This is a genomic window from Leptothrix ochracea (assembly GCF_041083635.1).
In the GTDB taxonomy this organism is placed as follows: Bacteria; Pseudomonadota; Gammaproteobacteria; order Burkholderiales; family Burkholderiaceae_C; genus Sphaerotilus; species Sphaerotilus ochraceus.
Genome location: NZ_JBFPHB010000002.1, coordinates 95,295 through 112,248 on the forward strand (window position 1 = coordinate 95,295; position 16,954 = coordinate 112,248).

Annotated in this window: 16 protein-coding genes; 2 read left to right on the top strand and 14 right to left on the bottom strand. The window is 61.9% G+C overall.

The window, feature by feature from the left end:
- Positions 1-14: 14 nt before the first annotated feature.
- Complete coding sequence (soeB, locus tag AB3X39_RS00505; protein WP_369415388.1) at positions 15-746, bottom strand: sulfite dehydrogenase subunit SoeB; 732 nt, start codon at positions 744-746, stop codon at positions 15-17.
- The gene (locus AB3X39_RS00510) at positions 743-3,658 is read right to left on the bottom strand and encodes a molybdopterin oxidoreductase family protein (protein WP_369415389.1); all 2,916 of its coding nucleotides are present in this window, start codon (positions 3,656-3,658) and stop codon (positions 743-745) included. Before AB3X39_RS00510 ends, soeB begins: the two co-directional genes overlap by 4 nt.
- A 221-nt stretch (positions 3,659-3,879) precedes the next feature.
- On the opposite strand from AB3X39_RS00510, the gene AB3X39_RS00515 reads away from it, so the two are divergent.
- Positions 3,880-4,983 carry a sensor histidine kinase gene (locus tag AB3X39_RS00515; RefSeq protein ID WP_369415391.1) on the top strand — a complete coding sequence of 368 codons (1,104 nt, stop codon included), beginning with the start codon at positions 3,880-3,882 and terminating at the stop codon, positions 4,981-4,983.
- On the top strand, positions 4,980-5,687 hold the full coding sequence (locus AB3X39_RS00520; RefSeq protein ID WP_369415392.1) for a response regulator: 708 nt from the start codon (positions 4,980-4,982) through the stop codon (positions 5,685-5,687). The genes AB3X39_RS00515 and AB3X39_RS00520 overlap by 4 nt, the downstream gene beginning before the upstream one ends.
- Here the strand turns inward: AB3X39_RS00520 and cobA are convergent, their stop codons facing one another.
- The 12 genes from cobA to tusB form a co-directional block, all read right to left on the bottom strand.
- Positions 5,688-6,476, bottom strand: a complete 789-nt coding sequence (gene cobA, locus AB3X39_RS00525) for a uroporphyrinogen-III C-methyltransferase (protein WP_369415393.1) — start codon at positions 6,474-6,476, stop codon at positions 5,688-5,690.
- Positions 6,476-6,838 (bottom strand): HesB/IscA family protein, encoded by a 363-nt coding sequence (locus tag AB3X39_RS00530; protein ID WP_369415394.1) that lies wholly within the window; start codon positions 6,836-6,838, stop codon positions 6,476-6,478. Before AB3X39_RS00530 ends, cobA begins: the two co-directional genes overlap by 1 nt.
- Complete coding sequence (locus tag AB3X39_RS00535) at positions 6,835-8,373, bottom strand: cobyrinic acid a,c-diamide synthase CobB (protein WP_369415395.1); 1,539 nt, start codon at positions 8,371-8,373, stop codon at positions 6,835-6,837. The genes AB3X39_RS00530 and AB3X39_RS00535 overlap by 4 nt, the downstream gene beginning before the upstream one ends.
- Before the next feature lie 21 nt (positions 8,374-8,394).
- Positions 8,395-9,414, bottom strand: a complete 1,020-nt coding sequence (locus tag AB3X39_RS00540; RefSeq protein WP_369415396.1) for a glycosyl transferase family protein — start codon at positions 9,412-9,414, stop codon at positions 8,395-8,397.
- 48 nt (positions 9,415-9,462) lie between these two features.
- Entirely contained in the window at positions 9,463-10,644 is a 1,182-nt protein-coding gene (nrfD, locus tag AB3X39_RS00545; protein WP_369415397.1) for an NrfD/PsrC family molybdoenzyme membrane anchor subunit, read from the bottom strand.
- 12 nt (positions 10,645-10,656) lie between these two features.
- Positions 10,657-11,397, bottom strand: coding sequence for a sulfate reduction electron transfer complex DsrMKJOP subunit DsrO (gene dsrO, locus AB3X39_RS00550; protein ID WP_369415398.1), 741 nt, complete (start codon positions 11,395-11,397; stop codon positions 10,657-10,659).
- Positions 11,394-11,801 carry a hypothetical protein gene (locus AB3X39_RS00555; RefSeq protein WP_369415399.1) on the bottom strand — a complete coding sequence of 136 codons (408 nt, stop codon included), beginning with the start codon at positions 11,799-11,801 and terminating at the stop codon, positions 11,394-11,396. The genes dsrO and AB3X39_RS00555 overlap by 4 nt, the downstream gene beginning before the upstream one ends.
- A 71-nt stretch (positions 11,802-11,872) precedes the next feature.
- Positions 11,873-13,822 carry an NAD(P)-binding protein gene (locus AB3X39_RS00560; protein WP_369415400.1) on the bottom strand — a complete coding sequence of 650 codons (1,950 nt, stop codon included), beginning with the start codon at positions 13,820-13,822 and terminating at the stop codon, positions 11,873-11,875.
- 29 nt (positions 13,823-13,851) lie between these two features.
- Positions 13,852-15,381 (bottom strand): sulfate reduction electron transfer complex DsrMKJOP subunit DsrK, encoded by a 1,530-nt coding sequence (gene dsrK, locus AB3X39_RS00565; RefSeq protein WP_369415401.1) that lies wholly within the window; start codon positions 15,379-15,381, stop codon positions 13,852-13,854.
- Between the two features lie 23 nt (positions 15,382-15,404).
- Positions 15,405-16,139, bottom strand: a complete 735-nt coding sequence (locus AB3X39_RS00570; protein ID WP_369415402.1) for a respiratory nitrate reductase subunit gamma — start codon at positions 16,137-16,139, stop codon at positions 15,405-15,407.
- Between the two features lie 78 nt (positions 16,140-16,217).
- Entirely contained in the window at positions 16,218-16,553 is a 336-nt protein-coding gene (locus AB3X39_RS00575; protein WP_369415403.1) for a TusE/DsrC/DsvC family sulfur relay protein, read from the bottom strand.
- A gap of 89 nt (positions 16,554-16,642) precedes the next feature.
- Complete coding sequence (gene tusB / locus AB3X39_RS00580; protein WP_369415404.1) at positions 16,643-16,939, bottom strand: sulfurtransferase complex subunit TusB; 297 nt, start codon at positions 16,937-16,939, stop codon at positions 16,643-16,645.
- Positions 16,940-16,954 lie beyond the last annotated feature (15 nt).

Below are 16,954 nucleotides of genomic sequence, written 5' to 3' on the forward strand. Positions count from 1 at the left end.
GCAGAGTTCTCGCTTCAATGTTCCCAATCGGCGTCCAGAGGCGCCCCGGTGCCCGTAAGAGCGGGAGCGTGACCGTCGAGATGCAGGGGGTTGTCGGCACGCAAAAGTTGATCCGCCTTGATCGGAATCACCGTCTTGCGACGGGGCAGATAGTGGTTGGACGGCTGGGTGCCCGCCTCAGGCATCAAGGGATAGCCGCCGCGCTCACGGATGGCGGTCGAAACCTCTGAGGCTGGATCGTGCACATCGCCAAACAGCCGCGCACCCGCCGGGCAAGCCAGCACGCACGAAGGCTTGCGTTCAGCCTCCGGCAAGGCCTCGTTGTAGATTCGGTCGACGCACAGCGTGCACTTGGTCATCACTTGGCGCTGCTCATCAAGTTCACGCACGCCGTAGGGGCAGGCCCACGAGCAGTATTTGCAGCCAATGCACTTGTCGTAATCGACCAAGACGATGCCGTCTTCCTTGCGCTTGTAGCTCGCACCGGTCGGGCAGACCGGCACGCAGGGCGGATCCTCGCAGTGCAGGCAGGACTTGGGAAAGTGCACCGTCTGGGTGTTCGGGAACTCGCCGACTTCGAAGGTCTGCACCCGGTTGAAGAAAGTGCCTGTTGGGTCCTTGCCGTAGGGGTTCTGATCGACCAGCGGGCCAGCGGCGCCGGAGGTATTCCACTGCTTGCAGTTGGTCACGCAGGCATGGCAGCCGACGCAGACGTTCAGGTCGATCACGAGCGCCAGTTGGGTCATTGCGCGCCTCCTTCGCGGTTTTTGCTGCTGCCGGCAAACCAAGCGCGCCACGTCGGCACGACCTGCGTCATGCCGGGATAGCTCGGCTGGGCGTCAAACTGCGGCCACGTTTGCAGCGGGTTTTCAGCATCCGCCTTGCAGATGCGGACCTTCACGTCGTACCAAGCCGCTTGGCCGGTCACCGGATCAGAGTTGGAAAAACGTCGTCCTTGATCATCAGCGCGCAACTCTTCGCTGATCAAGTGATTGAGCAAGAAGCCTTTTTGCGACTCGTTGGCGTCCTGGCTGAGCGACCACGCGCCCTTGGCTTTGCCGATGGCGTTCCAAGTCCAGACCGTCCCCGGCTCAACCGCCTCGGAGTGCTTGCACAAGCAACGCACCTTGCCCCACGGCGACTCGACCCAGATCCAATCCCCATCTTGGATGCCCTGATCCAAGGCCGTGCGGGTGTTGACGAACAAGGCGTTGTGGGCGTGGATCTGGCGCAGCCAAGCGTTTTGCGAATCCCACGAGTGGTACATCGCCATCGGTCGCTGGGTCACCGCGTTGAGCGGGTATTCGGTGGCATCGGTCTGCCGCATTTCCAGCGGCTCATACCAAAAAGGCAGTGGATCGAAATAGGTTGCCACCCGCTCACGCAAGTGATCTGGCGGCTGCCTGCCTTGGGTTTTGCCTTCGGCGGCGAGACGGAAGCGCTGCAAAAACTCGGAATACAGATGGATGGTGATCGGATCGTTGTCGCGCCGGATGCCCACGCTCTGGGCCCACTGCATGTAGTCGCGGTTCCAGTTGCGCATGTACTGCAACGCCGGCGGGAGATGGTGGTGATGGACGCAATTGTTCTCGGCGTAGCGTTCCCACTGCTGCGGGTTGGGCTCACCCCGCATCGCCTTCTCGCCGTCCTTGCCGCGCCATCCGGTCAGAAAACCGATGCCCGAGCCCGGAGCCGTTTCGTAGTTGACGATGAAGTCGGGATAGTCCTTGTACTTGCGCCCACCCTCTGGGGTGGTGAAGGCGGGCAACTTGAGCCGCCCAGCCAATTCAATCAAGACCTCTTGAAAAGGCTTGCATTCCCCCTTGGGGGGCACCACCGGGATGCGCACCGAATCGACCGGACCTTCGAATTCCGAGATCGGCCGATCCAGCATCGACATCACGTCATGGCGCTCCAAATAAGTGGTGTCAGGCAGCACCAGATCCGCAAAGGCGGTGGTTTCGGAATGGAAGGCGTCGCACACCACCAAAAACGGGATCTTGTAACTGCCATCAGCCCGCTTATCGACCAACATACGCCGCACCGCCGAGGTGTTCATGCTGGAGTTCCACGCCATGTTGGCCATGAACAGCAGCAAGGTATCGATCGGGTACGGATCACCACGCCAAGCGTTGGTGATGACGTTGTGCATCAAGCCGTGGACCGACAGCGGGTGCTCCCACGAAAACCCCTTGTCCAGCCGGACAGGCTCACCCGCCGCATCGACAAACAGATCTTCTGGGGACTCGAGCCAGCCGAGGGGTGGCGCGTCCAAGGGCGTGTTGGGCTTGACCGAAGCGGGCCCCTTGGGCGGCCGGGCGTTGGGCGGCACCGCACGTGGGTACGGCGCCCGGTGGCGAAAGCCGCCCGGGCGATCGATGGTACCGAGCAGCGACATCAGGATCGCCAGCGAACGGATGGTCTGAAAGCCGTTGGAATGCGCTGCCAGCCCGCGCATGGCATGGAAGGCCACCGGATTGCCCGTGACCGTGGCGTGGCTCTTGCCCCAGCAGTCCGTCCAAGCGATGGGCAACTCGATCTTCTGATCGCGCGCCGTGATGCCCATCTCATGCGCAAGGCGCCGAATGGTGTCAGCGGCAATCCCGGTGATGCTCTCAGCCCACTCAGGCGTGCAGCTCTTGACCCGATCGGCCAGCAATTGAAAAGCCGGCTTGACCTCGGTGCCATCGGGCATGATGAAATGGCCCAGCAAGTTGGGATCGGCCCCTTCGGTGTGATCGGCCACCGGCTTGTCGCCATGCCGGTCCCACCAATAGAAGTTGTGTGGCCGCAGCGGATTGATGATGTCGCCTGCGGGGTTGCGCATCATCAAGCCGAATTCATCGCTGTCCTTGTCCAGATTCACCAGCTGACCAGCGTTGGTGTAGCGCACCAAGAACTCGCGGTCATACAGGCCCAGCGCAATCAACTCGTGGATGATGGCCAGCATCAAGGCCCCGTCGGTGCCAGTCTTGATCGGCACCCATTCATCCGCAATCGCGGCGTAGCCGGTGCGCACCGGGTTGATGGCGATGAACTTGCCACCGTTGCGCTTGAACTGCCCAAGGGCGCTTTTGAGCGGATTGGAGTGATGGTCCTCGGCAGTGCCGATCATCACGAACAGCTTGGCGCGCTCCAAGTCGGGCCCGCCGAATTCCCAGAACGAGCCGCCGATGGTGTAGATCATCCCGGCAGCCATGTTGACCGAGCAAAAACCGCCGTGCGCTGCGTAGTTGGGCGTGCCGAACTGGCGAGCAAACAAGCCGGTGAGCGCCTGCATCTGATCGCGGCCGGTAAAGAGCGCAAATTTCTTCGGATCGGTGGCGCGCAAATGGGTCAGTTTCTTGTCGAGGATGTCAAAAGCTTCATCCCAAGAAATGGCCTCAAACTCGCCCGCGCCGCGCTCGCTACTTGCTTTGCGCCGCAGTGGCTGGGTCAGCCGCGCCGGGGAGTACTGCTTCATGATCCCCGACGAGCCCTTGGCGCAAAGGATGCCTTTGTTGAGCGGGTGATCGGGGTTGCCCTCGATGTAGCGCACCTCACCGTTGCGTAAATGCACCCGAATGCCACAGCGGCAAGCGCACATGTAACAAGTGGTGGTTTTCACCTCGGTTTGCGCGTCAGGCAAGGGCGGTGTGATCGGATCGTGCAGGGGCATAGCGTGACGCTCGAAAAAACTTCGGCAGGAAGAAACAAACCCGGGAAATGGCACTCATTAGGCGCAAGAGGCTGTCACAGCGTCTATGCCCGTCACGGGCAGCCTGACAACCTACCCATTTGGGTAGGCTGGGTTAGCCACATTGCGGAACCATCGTGTTCATGCGGAGAATCCGGCGGCTGGTGTCGTTGGCGGCTCAAACCATCACAAGGTAGTGATTTATGGATACTCCGGATCTCCGTGTCCCGGTTGAACGCTTGTTGCGCGCGGTGGTCAGTCTCTCTGGAGCCCGGGCAGCCGCTTTGCGCATGCTCGAACCCGAAGATGGCACCCTGCATCTCATCGCCGCCGTGGGCGTCCCGGCAGGCCTTCAATTGCAAAACCACATGCGAGGCGGTGATGACTGCCGGGTCTGCCAAGACGTCCTTACCCACGACACCGCCCGCAGCGCCCCCAGTGCCTGTGCCTGTGCCCGGGATCTGCACCATGCCGCCGAAGAACGCATCTTTGTGCTGCCCCTGCACCATGGCGATATCCCTTGCGGGGTTTTGAATCTCTTTTTCGACCACGACGGCGTGGTCCCCGAAGCCTTGTCGCTGCTGCTACCCGCCTTGGGCGACATGATGGGACTGGCCATCGACAACGCCATCCTGTCCGAGAAAGTGCTCCATCACAGCCTGACCCGCGAACGTCAAATGCTGGCCGGCGAAGTTCACGACGGCTTGGCCCAATCCTTGACTTGGTTGCGCATGCGCACCCGTATGCTGCGCGGTGCCCTGAACAAGCAAGACACCCGCCAGACCGAACGCTATATCGATGACATCGACAGCTCCTTGGCCGAGGCCCATACCCGTGTTCGGGAGCTGATCACCGATTTCCGCACCAGCATGGATCCGCGCGGTTTGGATGTCGCGCTGCGCCAAGTGATCGAAGAACTCGACGAACTCTCCGATCTGAAACTGCATCTCGACAACCAAAGTCCGCACTTGCGCCTGCATCCAGAACAGGAACGACAGGTCTTCCATATCGTGCGCGAAGCGCTGAGCAACATCGTCAAGCACGCTCAAGCGCGCAGCGGTTGGATCACGATCACCGAGGAGCCCGAAGGGGTGTGCTGCATCCACGTGGAAGACGACGGCGTGGGTCTGCCAGAGGACAAAGCCGCCTCGGTCAGTTACGGCATGCACTTGATGCTGGAGCGAGCCCACCACATCGGCGCCAAACTCGAAATGGGCCGCCGTGTACAAACGGGAGGGGGCACGTGGCTGCGCCTGCTCATCCCGGCCAACGCTCATCGCTTGGCTTTGGTGGACCACACCTCATGATGATTCCCCCCCAAGCCCCGTTGAGTCTGATTCTCATCGACGACCATAGTCTGTGCCGCCGTGGCTTGACCGAACTGTTGCAAGCCCAAGCCGGCATGAACGTTCTGGGCGCCACCGGGGATCCGCACGAGGCCTTGGCTCTGCTAACACAACGCCAACCTGACTTGATCGTCATGGACCTGCGCATGCCGATGCTTGACGGCTTGTCGCTGCTGCGCCGCATCCGCAGCGAGGGTTTTGAAACCCCCGTGCTGATCCTGACCATGAGCGACTCCCAAGAAGACATGGGCGAAGCGCTACGCGCTGGCGCTCGGGGCTATCTGCTCAAAGACATGGATCCGGACGATGTGATCTCGGCCATCCAACGCTGCGCCCGAGGTGAGATGGTCGTGGCCCCAGCCATGTCGGCCAAGCTTTCGAACCTGCTGCGTCACGGCCAGCATGACACCAGCAAAAACAAGGCGGTGCGCCTGACTGAGCGCGAAAGCGAGATCCTGCAATACCTCGCCAGCGGGCGCAGCAACAAGGCGATCGCCAAGTCTCTCGACATCAGCCACGACACCGTCAAGCTGCACGTGCGCCACATTCTGGCCAAGCTGAATCTGTCGTCGCGCGTGGAAGCGGCGGTCTACGCCGTGGAGCACGGGGTCACGCCCTTGCATGACGCGCCGCGTCCCCCACCCAGCCATCACCATCCGCTCTGATCAAAGGCGCTGATCGAGGGCTTGATCCGGGCGAAACCACTTGAGCTTGTCGTGCAGGCTCACTACCTCGCCAACGATGATCAAAGTCGGAGGCTCCAACCCCTCGTTTTTGACCCGATCGGGCAAGGTGCCCAAAGTCGCGGTCACGACCCGCTGACTCGGCTGCGTGCCTTGCTGAATCACCGCAGCGGGCGTCTCGGCCGGCCGGCCATGGGCAATGAGCTGCTCACAAAGCACCGGCAAGCCCAGCAGCCCCATGTAGATCACCACCGTCTGACGTGGGCGTGCCAAGGCGATCCAGTCCAGATCCATCGAACCGTCCTTCAAATGGCCGGTGACGAAGGTTACCGATTGCGCGTGGTCGCGGTGCGTGAGCGGAATGCCGCAATACGACGCCACGCCCAACGCGGCGGTGATGCCCGGCACCACCTGAAAAGGCACGCCGTTCTCGGCCAAGGTTTCGATTTCCTCGCCCCCACGCCCGAACACAAAGGGGTCGCCGCCCTTGAGCCGCAGGACCCGCCGACCCTTCTTGGCCAGCTCCACCATCAGCTCGTTGATCGACTGCTGCCGCATGGTGTGGTTGGCGCGCTCTTTGCCCACATAGATGCGCTCAATGCCTTCGGGCAAAAGGGCCCGAATCGGCTCGGACACCAAGTTGTCGTAGAGCACCACGTCGGCCGCTTGCATGCAGCGCAGCGCCCGCAAGGTCAACAAATCCGGGTCACCCGGGCCGGTGCCGACCAAGAAAACTTCGCCCATCGTGCTGTTCGTCGTGCTGTTCGTCATCAAGCACCTCCGCAGCGTTGGCAGCCACCACTGCCACAAGCGCCTCCCGAGGACGGTGTCGCAGCGCTGGCATCACAAGCGCCCGCCTCGAAGACAAAACGGAAATCACCGGGCTCGACTTCGACAAAGTCGAGCACCGTGCCCGAAAGCAAAACTTGACTGGGCTTGCCGACCAGCAAGTTCACCCCCTTGTCGGTAAAGGCATGGTCACCGTCGCGCTGTTCGTCAAAACCCATGCCGAACTCGATTGAGCCGTCATGCGCCATGTGGGCCGCCACCCGCAGGGCCAGTCCCTCGTCCATGGTGTTTTGTTCCGAGGCCGCGTGGATCTGTCGGGCTGCAGCGGGTGTCAAAGTGATCATGAAAGGGCTCCTTCCAGCGAAACCAAAGAGGCAAGAGATGCCGAATGAGAGAACAACGAAGGGCCAAGGAGCTCAGCCCGAGCGCGCTCGTCCCGAACTTGCTGCACCTTGGCGATGAAATGAAGCGGCCAGTCGCAACCACCCACCCGACGCAAATGGCTGTACGAAGCCAGCAGATTGTGGATGACCAAGCCATCTTGTTGACCGTCGATGCCGTGACCGCGACGCATCCGCCAAGCAAAGCGCACCGGGTGTTCGAGCGTCGGCCCCGGCCCGGCCAAGTGCAAGCTGGAGTAATGAAACTCATGGGCTCGAACCGCCGTCCCCTGCGGCACGCCCCAAGGGTGATCGGCGCTGGCTTCAAGGGCCACATAACCACGTCCCACGGGACGAGCATGCATCTCGACCTCGCCCGGAATCACCCCCACCATCGGATGACGCTGACCATCGACGCTCAAACCGCGCGCCAGATACATCAGGCCGCCGCATTCAGCGTAAGTCGGCAGACCCGCTTCGATGGCTTGGCGGATCTGACTGCGCAAGCCGGCATTGGCCGCCAACGCATGGGCCGAGGTTTCCGGAAACCCCCCACCGATGAACAGGCCGTCGAGCCGTGGCGGCAAGTTGGTGTCGTTCACGGTGTCAAAAGGCACCAGTTCGGCCCCAAGCGCTTGTAAAGCCTCGGCATCGTCCGGGTAATAAAAACCAAAGGCACGGTCCATGGCCACACCAATACGCAGATCACGACGCAGCTTGGTCGCCGGGGCCGTTTCAGCCGCTTGGATCAAGCCGGACCACGACCATGCGGGGGCATTCGGGGCGACATCCACAGCTTTTCGGGCCAACGCCAGCAACGCCGCCAGATCCACGCTGGCAGCCACGCCGTGGGCAATGCGGGCGATGACGGCGTCGGCCTCCTCGGCCTCGTTGCCCGGTACCAAGCCCAAATGACGCTCGGTCATCGCCAGACGCGGATCTTCGGGCACCGCGCCCAACACCTGCATGTCGGTGTAATGCTCGATCACCGCGCGCAGCTTGGACTCATGACGAGAACCACCCACCCGGTTCAGGATCACCCCCCGCAGCGCCAGCGCCGGATCAAAGGCTTGGTAGCCCAACAACAAGGGCGCGATACCGCGTGTCATGCCCCGCGCATCGATCACCAACACCACCGGCGCCGCCAACTGATGGGCGAGCGCCGCGTTGCTGTTGCTACCGTCGAGCGCCAAACCGTCGAACAAGCCTTTGTTGCCCTCGATCAGGGCCAAATCGCCCCCCCCCGCCACACAGCGGCTGAGCACCAAGGCGCGGATCTCGTCCGCGCTCATCAAGTGCGGATCGAGGTTGTAGCAAGGCCGACCAGCGGCCCGCCCGAGCCACATCGGATCGATGTAATCCGGGCCTTTCTTGAAGGGCTGCACCACCGTCCCTTGGGCCCGCAAAGCCGCGCACAAGCCAAGGCTGAGGGTGGTCTTGCCCGAAGACTTGTGGGCGGCCGAGATCAGGACGCGGGGTAAAGCATGAAGATCGCTCATGGCTTCAGCCCCTGCGCTCACTCAGCCTCGGGTGGCCGCATGGGCCAACCAATCCATCGGCCGATGCTGCCAGAGCGCCGTCGCACGGGCCTGCGCCGCCTCGATGCTGTCGGCCTCGCCCATGGCCTTGAGCGCGATCGCCGCCGTGCCCAGCACCGCCGCCAAACCGTACTCTTCCTCGGACTCACCGCGCCACAGGGCGGCCAAGCGCTGAACGCTCATGTCTTCGTCCTTGGGGTGCCGGGTGGAGAACAGCGCCGGCCATTCCTCGTCGAACTGCTCTTGGCCCACGGTCCACTTGACGCGACACGGGTTATCGGGATTGCGCTCCGCTTCACCGCCATCACCCTTGACCACACAGGCCAGCGGCTGACCGAGCAAGCGCGTGGCTTCTTGGTGAACGTCGTGATACCCGGGATGGAACACGCCTTGGAGCATCGCCGGCGCTTGCAAGGGGTTCAGCAGCCGCACGACGGTGTGGATCGGCGAGCGCAGCCCGATGATGGGCTTCAAGCCCATGAACTCATGCAGCATCGGCTGCAAATGGCGCAGCGAGATGAAGGCAAAACCGCAGCGCCCGAGCTCGGCGCTGGCCTCTTCCAGCGACGTCACCGGCTGCAAACCCAAGGCTTCGAGCGCTTGCGGCACAAACACCCGGTCGGCCTGATAGCCGTCGGTGCCGTGCATCAACACCGGCAAACCGTGCGACGCCAGCAGCAAGGCGGAGAGCACAAACCACGGCAACTGCCGACGCTTGCCCGCGTAGGCCGACCAATCAAGACGCACAGCGGCCGGATGTGGGCCGAGGTGAGCCGGCAGCCCGATCGCGTCCCGCGCCCCTTGGGCCAAACCGGCGATTTCAGCCGGCGTCTCGATCTTGACCCGCATGAGCGTGAGGAATGCGCCGAGCTGAATCGGCAGCACCTCGCCCGCCAAAATCATCTGCATGGCGCGGCGCGCTTCGTCGAAACTCAGCGCCCTTTTGCCGTGCGGCCCTTTACCCAGGGCGCGGATATAGCCCGCGAAGGGATGTTCTTCCATGAAACCTCGATATATCTCGGGACGTGGCTACGTCAAATCACACGCTGGTTACACACTGGCGTGGCGGTCATCCGGCAACACCGCAAACAACCGCGAACCCAGCACCACCAGCACAAAGGCCATCCCCAAGCCACCCACACCGAGCAGCGCCTCGCGCAGAGTGGGTGTGTAGACGTCGATCTGACCGTCCATGAACGTGCTCTGCAGCGTGAAGCCCGGGAAGATATCCAGCGGGTAGACCTGAGCGCCGATGATAAAGACGTACAGCAAAGCCAAGGCCCCCAGCACCACGCCCAGACAAGCCACGATCACCGCCATGGTGCATCGGCTGCGCAGCCAGAGCAGGGCCAACGGCAGCACACTGCCAACCATGACAAAACCGAGCCAAAAGAGCAGCGTCAACCCACCGCCCTCGAGCAAGATGAAGCGCTCAAAGGCGGCTTGCCGGGCCCAGTACAGGTTGGTGCCGTGATAAATCGCGACCAGATACAAGCTGGCCGAGATAAACACCGTCAGCAGACGCACCAAACGGCGTTGCACCTCTTCGGGCAAATCACGCCCGTTCCAGCGATACACCACCCACTGCGCCAGCAGGAACAAGGCCAAGCCCCAAGCGAGCGACAAGACGATGAACATCGGCGCCAACACCGCCGATTGATAGGCTTGGCGTGCAACCAGAAAACCGAAGATTGAGCCCGTGCCGGTCGTCAAGATGAAGCGCCAGATGAAAGCGGCGATCCCAGCGGGTTTGGACCAACGATGCATGCGTCGCTCCAACATGGTCCACATGTAGATCGCCACCAAGGTGAACAAACCCGAATAAAGCACCACGTTCCAAGCAAACATCGAACGTAAGTTGTAGTTCGTGGCCGCCACGATCACCCGCTCGGGCCGACCCAGATCCAGCAGCAGCACCATCAAGCCGCCCGCCAGCAACGCCACCGACATCAGGCCGGACAGCGGGGCCCGCGCCTTGTACATCGGCTGACCAAAGACCGAGCCGACGGAAGCCACGTTGAGTACACCTGAGGCCGCCACGATCATGAAAATCGCGAACACATGCGGCAGGCCCCAGACGATCTGATTGTTCATGCCGGTGATGACATGCCCGTGCTCTTCCATGCCATGGGCGGCCCACAGACCCGCTAGCACCACCAAGCCACCGAGGGCGAGCAGCCCGAAAAAGGCGCGCAGCTCCAGCCGAGGAGAGGTTTGCAAACGTTGAAACATCGTGGGTCTCCCTCAAAGGCCTTGGTAACGCACACCCGGATCGAGCCGCAAATCGGCCCGAACTTGGGTGCTGGCCACACTGCGCACACGCTGGGCGATGTCGCTTTGGGGATCGTTGAGATCACCAAACAAGATGGCGGCATGCCCAGCCTTGGCACAAGCTTCGACGCAAGCCGGCGTGCCGCCTTGGTCGATGCGGTGCACACACATCGTGCAGCTCTCGACGCAGCCTTTGCCGCGCGGCACGGCTGGATTCTGATCGGCCAAGGGCTCATGCACAAAAGAGCGCGCCTTGTAGGGGCAGGCCATCATGCAGTAGCGGCAACCGATGCAACGATGCCGATCCACCAACACCAGCCCATCAGCACGCTTGAACGAAGCCCCAGTCGGGCAGACATCGACGCATGGTGGCTCAGCGCAGTGCTGGCACATCATCGGCAAGTTGACTTGGCGTTCGGTTTTGACCTCATGCAAGGTGATCTTGCGAATCCATTGCGGGCGCTGCTTGATCGGCACGGCCGACTGCAAGGCGTTTTCCTTGTCACAGGCCTGCACACAGGCGTCGCAACCGGCATCGCAGCGCGAGGCATCGATCAACATGCCCCAGCGCACGCTGCGGCTGCCCTCGGTCGGAGCTCCACTGCTGGCCTGAGCCACATCAATCAAGCGGATCCCCGGGGCAATCACCACCCCAGCCAAAGCGGTGGCGCCGGCCGCCACCACGCTGCGACGCGACGGATTGGATGAGCTCATGGTTTCACTCCTGTCCCAGCAGCCAAGGCACCCTTGGCCGAAGCCCTGGGGTTATGGCACTCGAAACAATCCAAAGTCACGGCGGCGTAGCTGTGGCAGCCTTGGCAGAAATTCTGCTCAGAGCCCAGCACCGACGCGTTGCTGCGACTGGCGTGGCAATCGATGCAGGCGTTCAGACTGAGCTTCGGCTCCCGATGTCCTTCACGCACGCTGCGGTCGCGTTGGTGCTTGAGCAGCTCCATGTGCGTGCGCCGCATCACCGCCGGCGGCTGGATACAAGTTCCGCCTTGAGCCGCGTCCACATGCGGAGACGGCACCCGGCTTGACGCCAAGCTCGGGCTCGGATCTTGGCCAAAGGCGGCGGCCGCCGACAGGAGCAGACCAAGACTCCACACCCCCGTCATGATTCGGCGACTCGCCCGAAGGCCGCCGGCTCTGATGCTGCTGCTCACGCTTTCCACACCACCCCCTCGGCTTACTCGCCCAGACCCATCTGGATGTAGCCCGTCGGACAGACGTCGCTACAGATATGGCAACCGATGCACTTGCTGTAATCGGTCGCCACGTAGCGGCCCAAGGTGGCCTGCTTTTTGGGGACGCGGAACACCGCCGTCTGCGGGCAATACACCACGCAGTTGTCGCACTCGAAGCACATGCCGCAGCTCATGCAGCGTTTGGCCTCTTCAACGGCTTGCTTTTCACTCAGCGGATCAAGGCGTTCCTCGAAATTGCCGAGCGCGCTTTCCTTATCGAGCGTAGTGATGCTGCGCTGCAGACGCGGCGTGTTGTTGAAGTGGCCCAGATACAGCTCGTCATGCGGGATGACGTAGCGCTCCGAGCGGTTGTCAAAGTTGTGGATCCCGATGTCGGCTTTGTCGGTCCCGAGGATCGGACCGTGGGCTTCGTTGAACGGCAAACCCTTCTCGACCATCTTGCGTTGCAAATCGAAGACGTGGACGTCGATCTTGGGCCGTTTGCCCTGCTCTTCACCGGCCAAAAAGCGCTCAATGCCATCCGCAGCAATCGCACCATGACCGATGGCGGTGGTCAGCAAGTGGGGGCGCAGTGCATCTCCACCGGCAAACACACCCTTATGGCCCTGAACTTGGTAGTTGCGATCGGTCGCCACACCGCCCTTGCCGGCGTCAAACATTTCCAAGCCCGTGAAATCCACCGCTTGACCGATGGCTGAGACGATCAGATCGGCGGGAATGTCTTCCTCCGTTCCCTCAAGGGTTTTGATGTCCAGACGAGCACCGATCATCTTGGCTTCACAGCGCGCCACCCGCAAAGCGGTCGCCCGCCCTGTGGTGTCCCGCACCAAGCCGACCGGCACCAAACCGCCCCGAATCTCGATGCCTTCGGCCTTGGCCTGCTCAATTTCATGCTTATTGGCCTGCATCTTGTCCACGCTGAACAAGGACGTCAGCACCACGTCGCAGCCTTGCTTGGCCGAAACTTCGGCCACGTCGTGCGCCATGCGCCCGCCGATGACGTCGTCGAAATCGGTCGGCTTGGCGTGCTCGATATGACCCAGACGGCGCGCCACGGTGGCCACGTCGATCGAGGTATCGCCACCACCCACCACCACCACGCGCTTGCCCACGTGTTGCAAGCGTCCGTCGTTGAAGGCACGCAAGAACGCCGTGGCCGGCACCACGTTGGCCGCTGTCCCGTCAGGGATCGGCAGCGAACGCCCCGCTTGGGCACCCATGCCAAGGAACACGGCGTCGAACTCAGCACGGATCTGTTCCATCGTCACGTCGGTGCCGATGCGGCAGTTCAAACGCGTCTCGACCCCGAGATCAAGGATGCGATGGATTTCAGCGTCCAAGACGTCACGTGGGGTACGAAAGCCCGGAATGCCGTAGCGCATCATGCCGCCGAGGTAGGCGTGATCGTCGAAGATCGTGACCGCATGACCCTTGAGCGCCAGCTGATAGGCACACGACAGCCCCGCCGGCCCACCGCCGATCACCGCAACCTTACGATCCGTGCGGGTCTCGGGCTTCACAAACCCCAACTTGTTGGCGATGGCGTATTCACCCAGGAAATGCTCGACCGAGTTGATGCCGACGTGGTCCTCGACTTCATTGCGGTTGCAGCCGCTCTCGCACGGCGCCGGGCACACCCGGCCCATCACCGAGGGGAATGGGTTGGCGCTGGTGAGGCGCCGCCAAGCGTATTCCTGCCACGTCAGCCCAGTCGGCGGCTTCTCGGTACCGCGCACGATGGCCAGATAACCCCGGATATCTTCCCCGGCCGGGCAACTGCCTTGGCACGGCGGTGTGGACTGGATGTAGGTCGGGCACTTGTGCGAATGGCTCGCTTGAAAGATTTGGTCCCGCCAAGACTTGATCTTGGTATCGCCATCCTTGTAGCGGCGGAAATTCAACGGTGCGGTGTTTTCAGGTTTGTCTGACATGGCTTTGTCTCCGTCCGGGTCTGCCCGGTTCAATGCTCGCCGAGGCGGATCGCGGTGCTCACGAGTTGATGCACCCCGCCCACCAGATTCATCTTGTGACCGTAGTACGGCAGCACCTTGGTGAACTGCGCCTTGCAGATCGCGCAGATGGTGGCCATGAAATTGACGCCGTGCTCATCGACCACGTGCTTGAGCGCTTCCATGCGCGGCAAGGCCCCTTTGACACGCAAATCCATCAGCTCGTCGGTCAGCAGACCGCCACCACCGCCGCAACAGAAGGTGCGCTCGTGGGTGGTGTCCGCAGGCATGTCCACGTAGTGGTTGGCCACGGTGCGGATGATGTTGCGCGGGATCTCAAACTGTCCGCCGGCCATATCCCCCATGCGTGAAGCGCGGGCGACGTTGCAGGAATCGTGGAAGGTGATGATGCGGTGGTCGTTCTTTTCCTTGTCGAACTTGAGCCGGCCCTGCTGGATCAGGTCCCAGGTCAGCTCACAGATGTGCATCGGCTGCTTGTAGCGGTGATCAAGCTGGTTTTGCAGTTCGATGGCAAACGGATCCTTGCCGCCTGCGCCGATGCCCACCAGCGTGTTCCAGAAGCTGTAGGCGACGCGCCATGCGTGACCGCACTCGCCCACGACGATGCGCTTCACGCCCAGATCAAGGGCCGCTTCGCGCACCCGCAGCGCGATGTTGCGCAGCTGATCGTAATTGCCGATGAACATGCCAAAGTTGCCGGCCTCGCTGGCCTTGCTGGAGAGCGTCCAGCTGATGCCAGCGGCGTGAAACACCTTGCCGTAGCCGATCAGGCTGTCCACATGAGGCTCGGCAAAGAAGTCGGCCGAGGGCGTCACCAGCAGCACCTCAGCACCCTTGGCATCCAAGGGATAGCGGACATCGACACCGGTTTCTTCCTTCACGTCCTCTTCCAAGCCAAGCAAGGTGTCTTCGAGCGCCGGGCCGGGCAGACCCAAGTTGTTGCCGATGCGGTGCACCTTGCCGATGATCTCGTTCGAATACTTCTGGCCGTAGCCGATCGAATCAAGAATCTCGCGCGCCGCCATGGTGATTTCGGCGGTGTCGATGCCATAGGGGCAGAACACCGAACAGCGCCGACACTCCGAACACTGGTGGTAGTACTTGAACCAATCGTCCAGCACTTCTTTGGTGAAATCCTGGGCGCCCACCAGCTTGGGGAAATACTTGCCAGCGGGGGTGAAGTAGCGCCGATAGACGTTGCGCATCAAATCCTGACGCGCCACCGGCATGTTTTTCGGGTCCTGGGTGCCGATGAAGTAGTGGCATTTGTCCGAACAAGCCCCGCAATGCACGCACGCGTCCAAGTAGACCTTGAGCGAGCGGTACTTCTGCAGCAACTCGCCCATCTTGGCCACCGCCCGTTGCTCCCAGCCTTCTTCCAAGTGGCCGGGAAAACCGATGGCTTCTTGGATCTTGTCGTTAGCCACATAGGGCACGACACCGCTCATCGAGCCCGGCAAGAGTGCCGGCACGCTGGGATAGGGGCGCAGATCGGGCGCTTTGACGGGGTTGGTGGCCATGGCAGCAGAAATCTCTTTCGTCTTCAGCGCTTGTTGTCGAGCAAGGCAGCCCAAGGCGCCTGATGCCGAACTTCGCGGGGGTTATCGACCTGATTGCGGCTGGGCGAGAAGAAGATGCCCGGCACATGCAGCAACTTGCTGAAGGGGAAGATCAACATCAAGACGCCCACCAGACCCAAATGCAGGTACAGCACCCCATCGGCCGGCAAGGGCTGCAAGCTCAGGCGCATCAGGCCTAGGAAGAATTGTTTGACGGCCACGATGTCGGTGTGCGCCACAAACTTCATCGCCAAACCGGACAAACCGATGCCCAGCAACAGCGCCAGCATCAGGTGATCCGAGGGCGTCGAGATGTAGCGAATGCGCTCCACCGCCACGCGGCGCAGCCACAAGCCCATCAAGCCAGCCACCATGGCCAGACCGGCCAAGATGCCCGGGCCTTGCATCAAGGCCACCCAGCTCCACACCGGCTCGGTGACGTAGCGCAGATGTCGCACCAACACCAAAGCCAGACCCGCATGGAACAACCAACCCGCCGCCCAAGTCCAGAGATTTGACTTGAACAGGCTCTCAAACAGCAGCACTTCGCGCGCCATGCGCCACACCACCCCGCTGGCTGTGGTCGGCGCAGGTGTGGTCGGAATCTTCAGCGGCGCGGGAGTACGCACGTAATCGGCAACCCGGTACGCCAAGGCGGCCACGAGCACCAAGGTGGCCAGCAGGAAAAGACCGGCGAAGGCATAACTGGCGAAGGTCATCACTGAGCGCCGCAAAAGCAGAGGAAAGGATGGGCATGCCGAGCTGGGATCCCAGCCGGCACGATGAGGGCGTCTTTTTTAGACGCAGCCGGTCGGCTTGGGCAGACCGGCGATCTTGCAGGCTTGCTTGCCTGGGCCGTAAGGGAACAGTTCGTACAGGTACTGACTGTTGCCTTTTTCCGGGCCCAGTTGCTTGCCGATGGCCTTGGTCAGCACGCGCACGGCTGGGGCGATCTGGTATTCATCAAAATAGCCGCGCAGGAAGTTGATGACTTCCCAGTGCTGGTCGCTCATGGCGATGCTCTCCGTGCCGGCGATGTAGTTCGCAACATCGGCATTCCACTCGGCCAAATTGACGAGGTAACCCTCTTCGTCGGTTTCGTAGCTTTTGCCGTTGACTTCGATCGTGGCCATGGATGGTCTCCGTAAATGGGGAAATGTTGGAATGGGGGGAGGTGCAGGGTTGCAACGAACAAGATTGCGAGGCGCCGACTCAGGCCGCCTTACAACCAAGATTGACAGTTGGGATGCTCGGCCACCAGATCGACAAAGCCGCCGTAATCAACGCCTTCGACGCCCTCCAGCAGACGATCACCCACACCGCGAGCCTCCAAATCGGGCCGCAGCACGTAGACCTTCATGCATCCGAGCGCCGCCACGATCTGGGCCGAAGCCGCATGACCTTGGGTGGCGGCGTAGACCGCATCCTCAATGAGCAAAATGGCCCCTTCGCTGACGGTGCGCAGGCACGATGCCAGCGCCGTGCGCTCCAGCGGGGACTTGTTGATGATGTGCAGCATGGTTGTCTTTCCTCG

Bases quoted from the DNA above. Each gene is read 5' to 3' on its own strand.
- AB3X39_RS00530 (WP_369415394.1), bottom strand. From the start codon at position 6,838: ATGATCACTTTGACACCCGCTGCAGCCCGACAGATCCACGCGGCCTCG.
- AB3X39_RS00555 (WP_369415399.1), bottom strand. From the start codon at position 11,801: ATGACGGGGGTGTGGAGTCTTGGTCTGCTCCTGTCGGCGGCCGCCGCC.
- AB3X39_RS00560 (WP_369415400.1), bottom strand. From the start codon at position 13,822: ATGTCAGACAAACCTGAAAACACCGCACCGTTGAATTTCCGCCGCTAC.
- dsrO (WP_369415398.1), bottom strand. From the start codon at position 11,397: ATGAGCTCATCCAATCCGTCGCGTCGCAGCGTGGTGGCGGCCGGCGCC.
- AB3X39_RS00510 (WP_369415389.1), bottom strand. From the start codon at position 3,658: ATGCCCCTGCACGATCCGATCACACCGCCCTTGCCTGACGCGCAAACC.
- AB3X39_RS00540 (WP_369415396.1), bottom strand. From the start codon at position 9,414: ATGGAAGAACATCCCTTCGCGGGCTATATCCGCGCCCTGGGTAAAGGG.
- dsrK (WP_369415401.1), bottom strand. From the start codon at position 15,381: ATGGCCACCAACCCCGTCAAAGCGCCCGATCTGCGCCCCTATCCCAGC.
- nrfD (WP_369415397.1), bottom strand. From the start codon at position 10,644: ATGTTTCAACGTTTGCAAACCTCTCCTCGGCTGGAGCTGCGCGCCTTT.
- AB3X39_RS00575 (WP_369415403.1), bottom strand. From the start codon at position 16,553: ATGGCCACGATCGAAGTCAACGGCAAAAGCTACGAAACCGACGAAGAG.
- tusB (WP_369415404.1), bottom strand. From the start codon at position 16,939: ATGCTGCACATCATCAACAAGTCCCCGCTGGAGCGCACGGCGCTGGCA.
- AB3X39_RS00520 (WP_369415392.1), top strand. From the start codon at position 4,980: ATGATGATTCCCCCCCAAGCCCCGTTGAGTCTGATTCTCATCGACGAC.
- soeB (WP_369415388.1), bottom strand. From the start codon at position 746: ATGACCCAACTGGCGCTCGTGATCGACCTGAACGTCTGCGTCGGCTGC.
- AB3X39_RS00570 (WP_369415402.1), bottom strand. From the start codon at position 16,139: ATGACCTTCGCCAGTTATGCCTTCGCCGGTCTTTTCCTGCTGGCCACC.
- AB3X39_RS00535 (WP_369415395.1), bottom strand. From the start codon at position 8,373: ATGAGCGATCTTCATGCTTTACCCCGCGTCCTGATCTCGGCCGCCCAC.
- cobA (WP_369415393.1), bottom strand. From the start codon at position 6,476: ATGACGAACAGCACGACGAACAGCACGATGGGCGAAGTTTTCTTGGTC.
- AB3X39_RS00515 (WP_369415391.1), top strand. From the start codon at position 3,880: ATGGATACTCCGGATCTCCGTGTCCCGGTTGAACGCTTGTTGCGCGCG.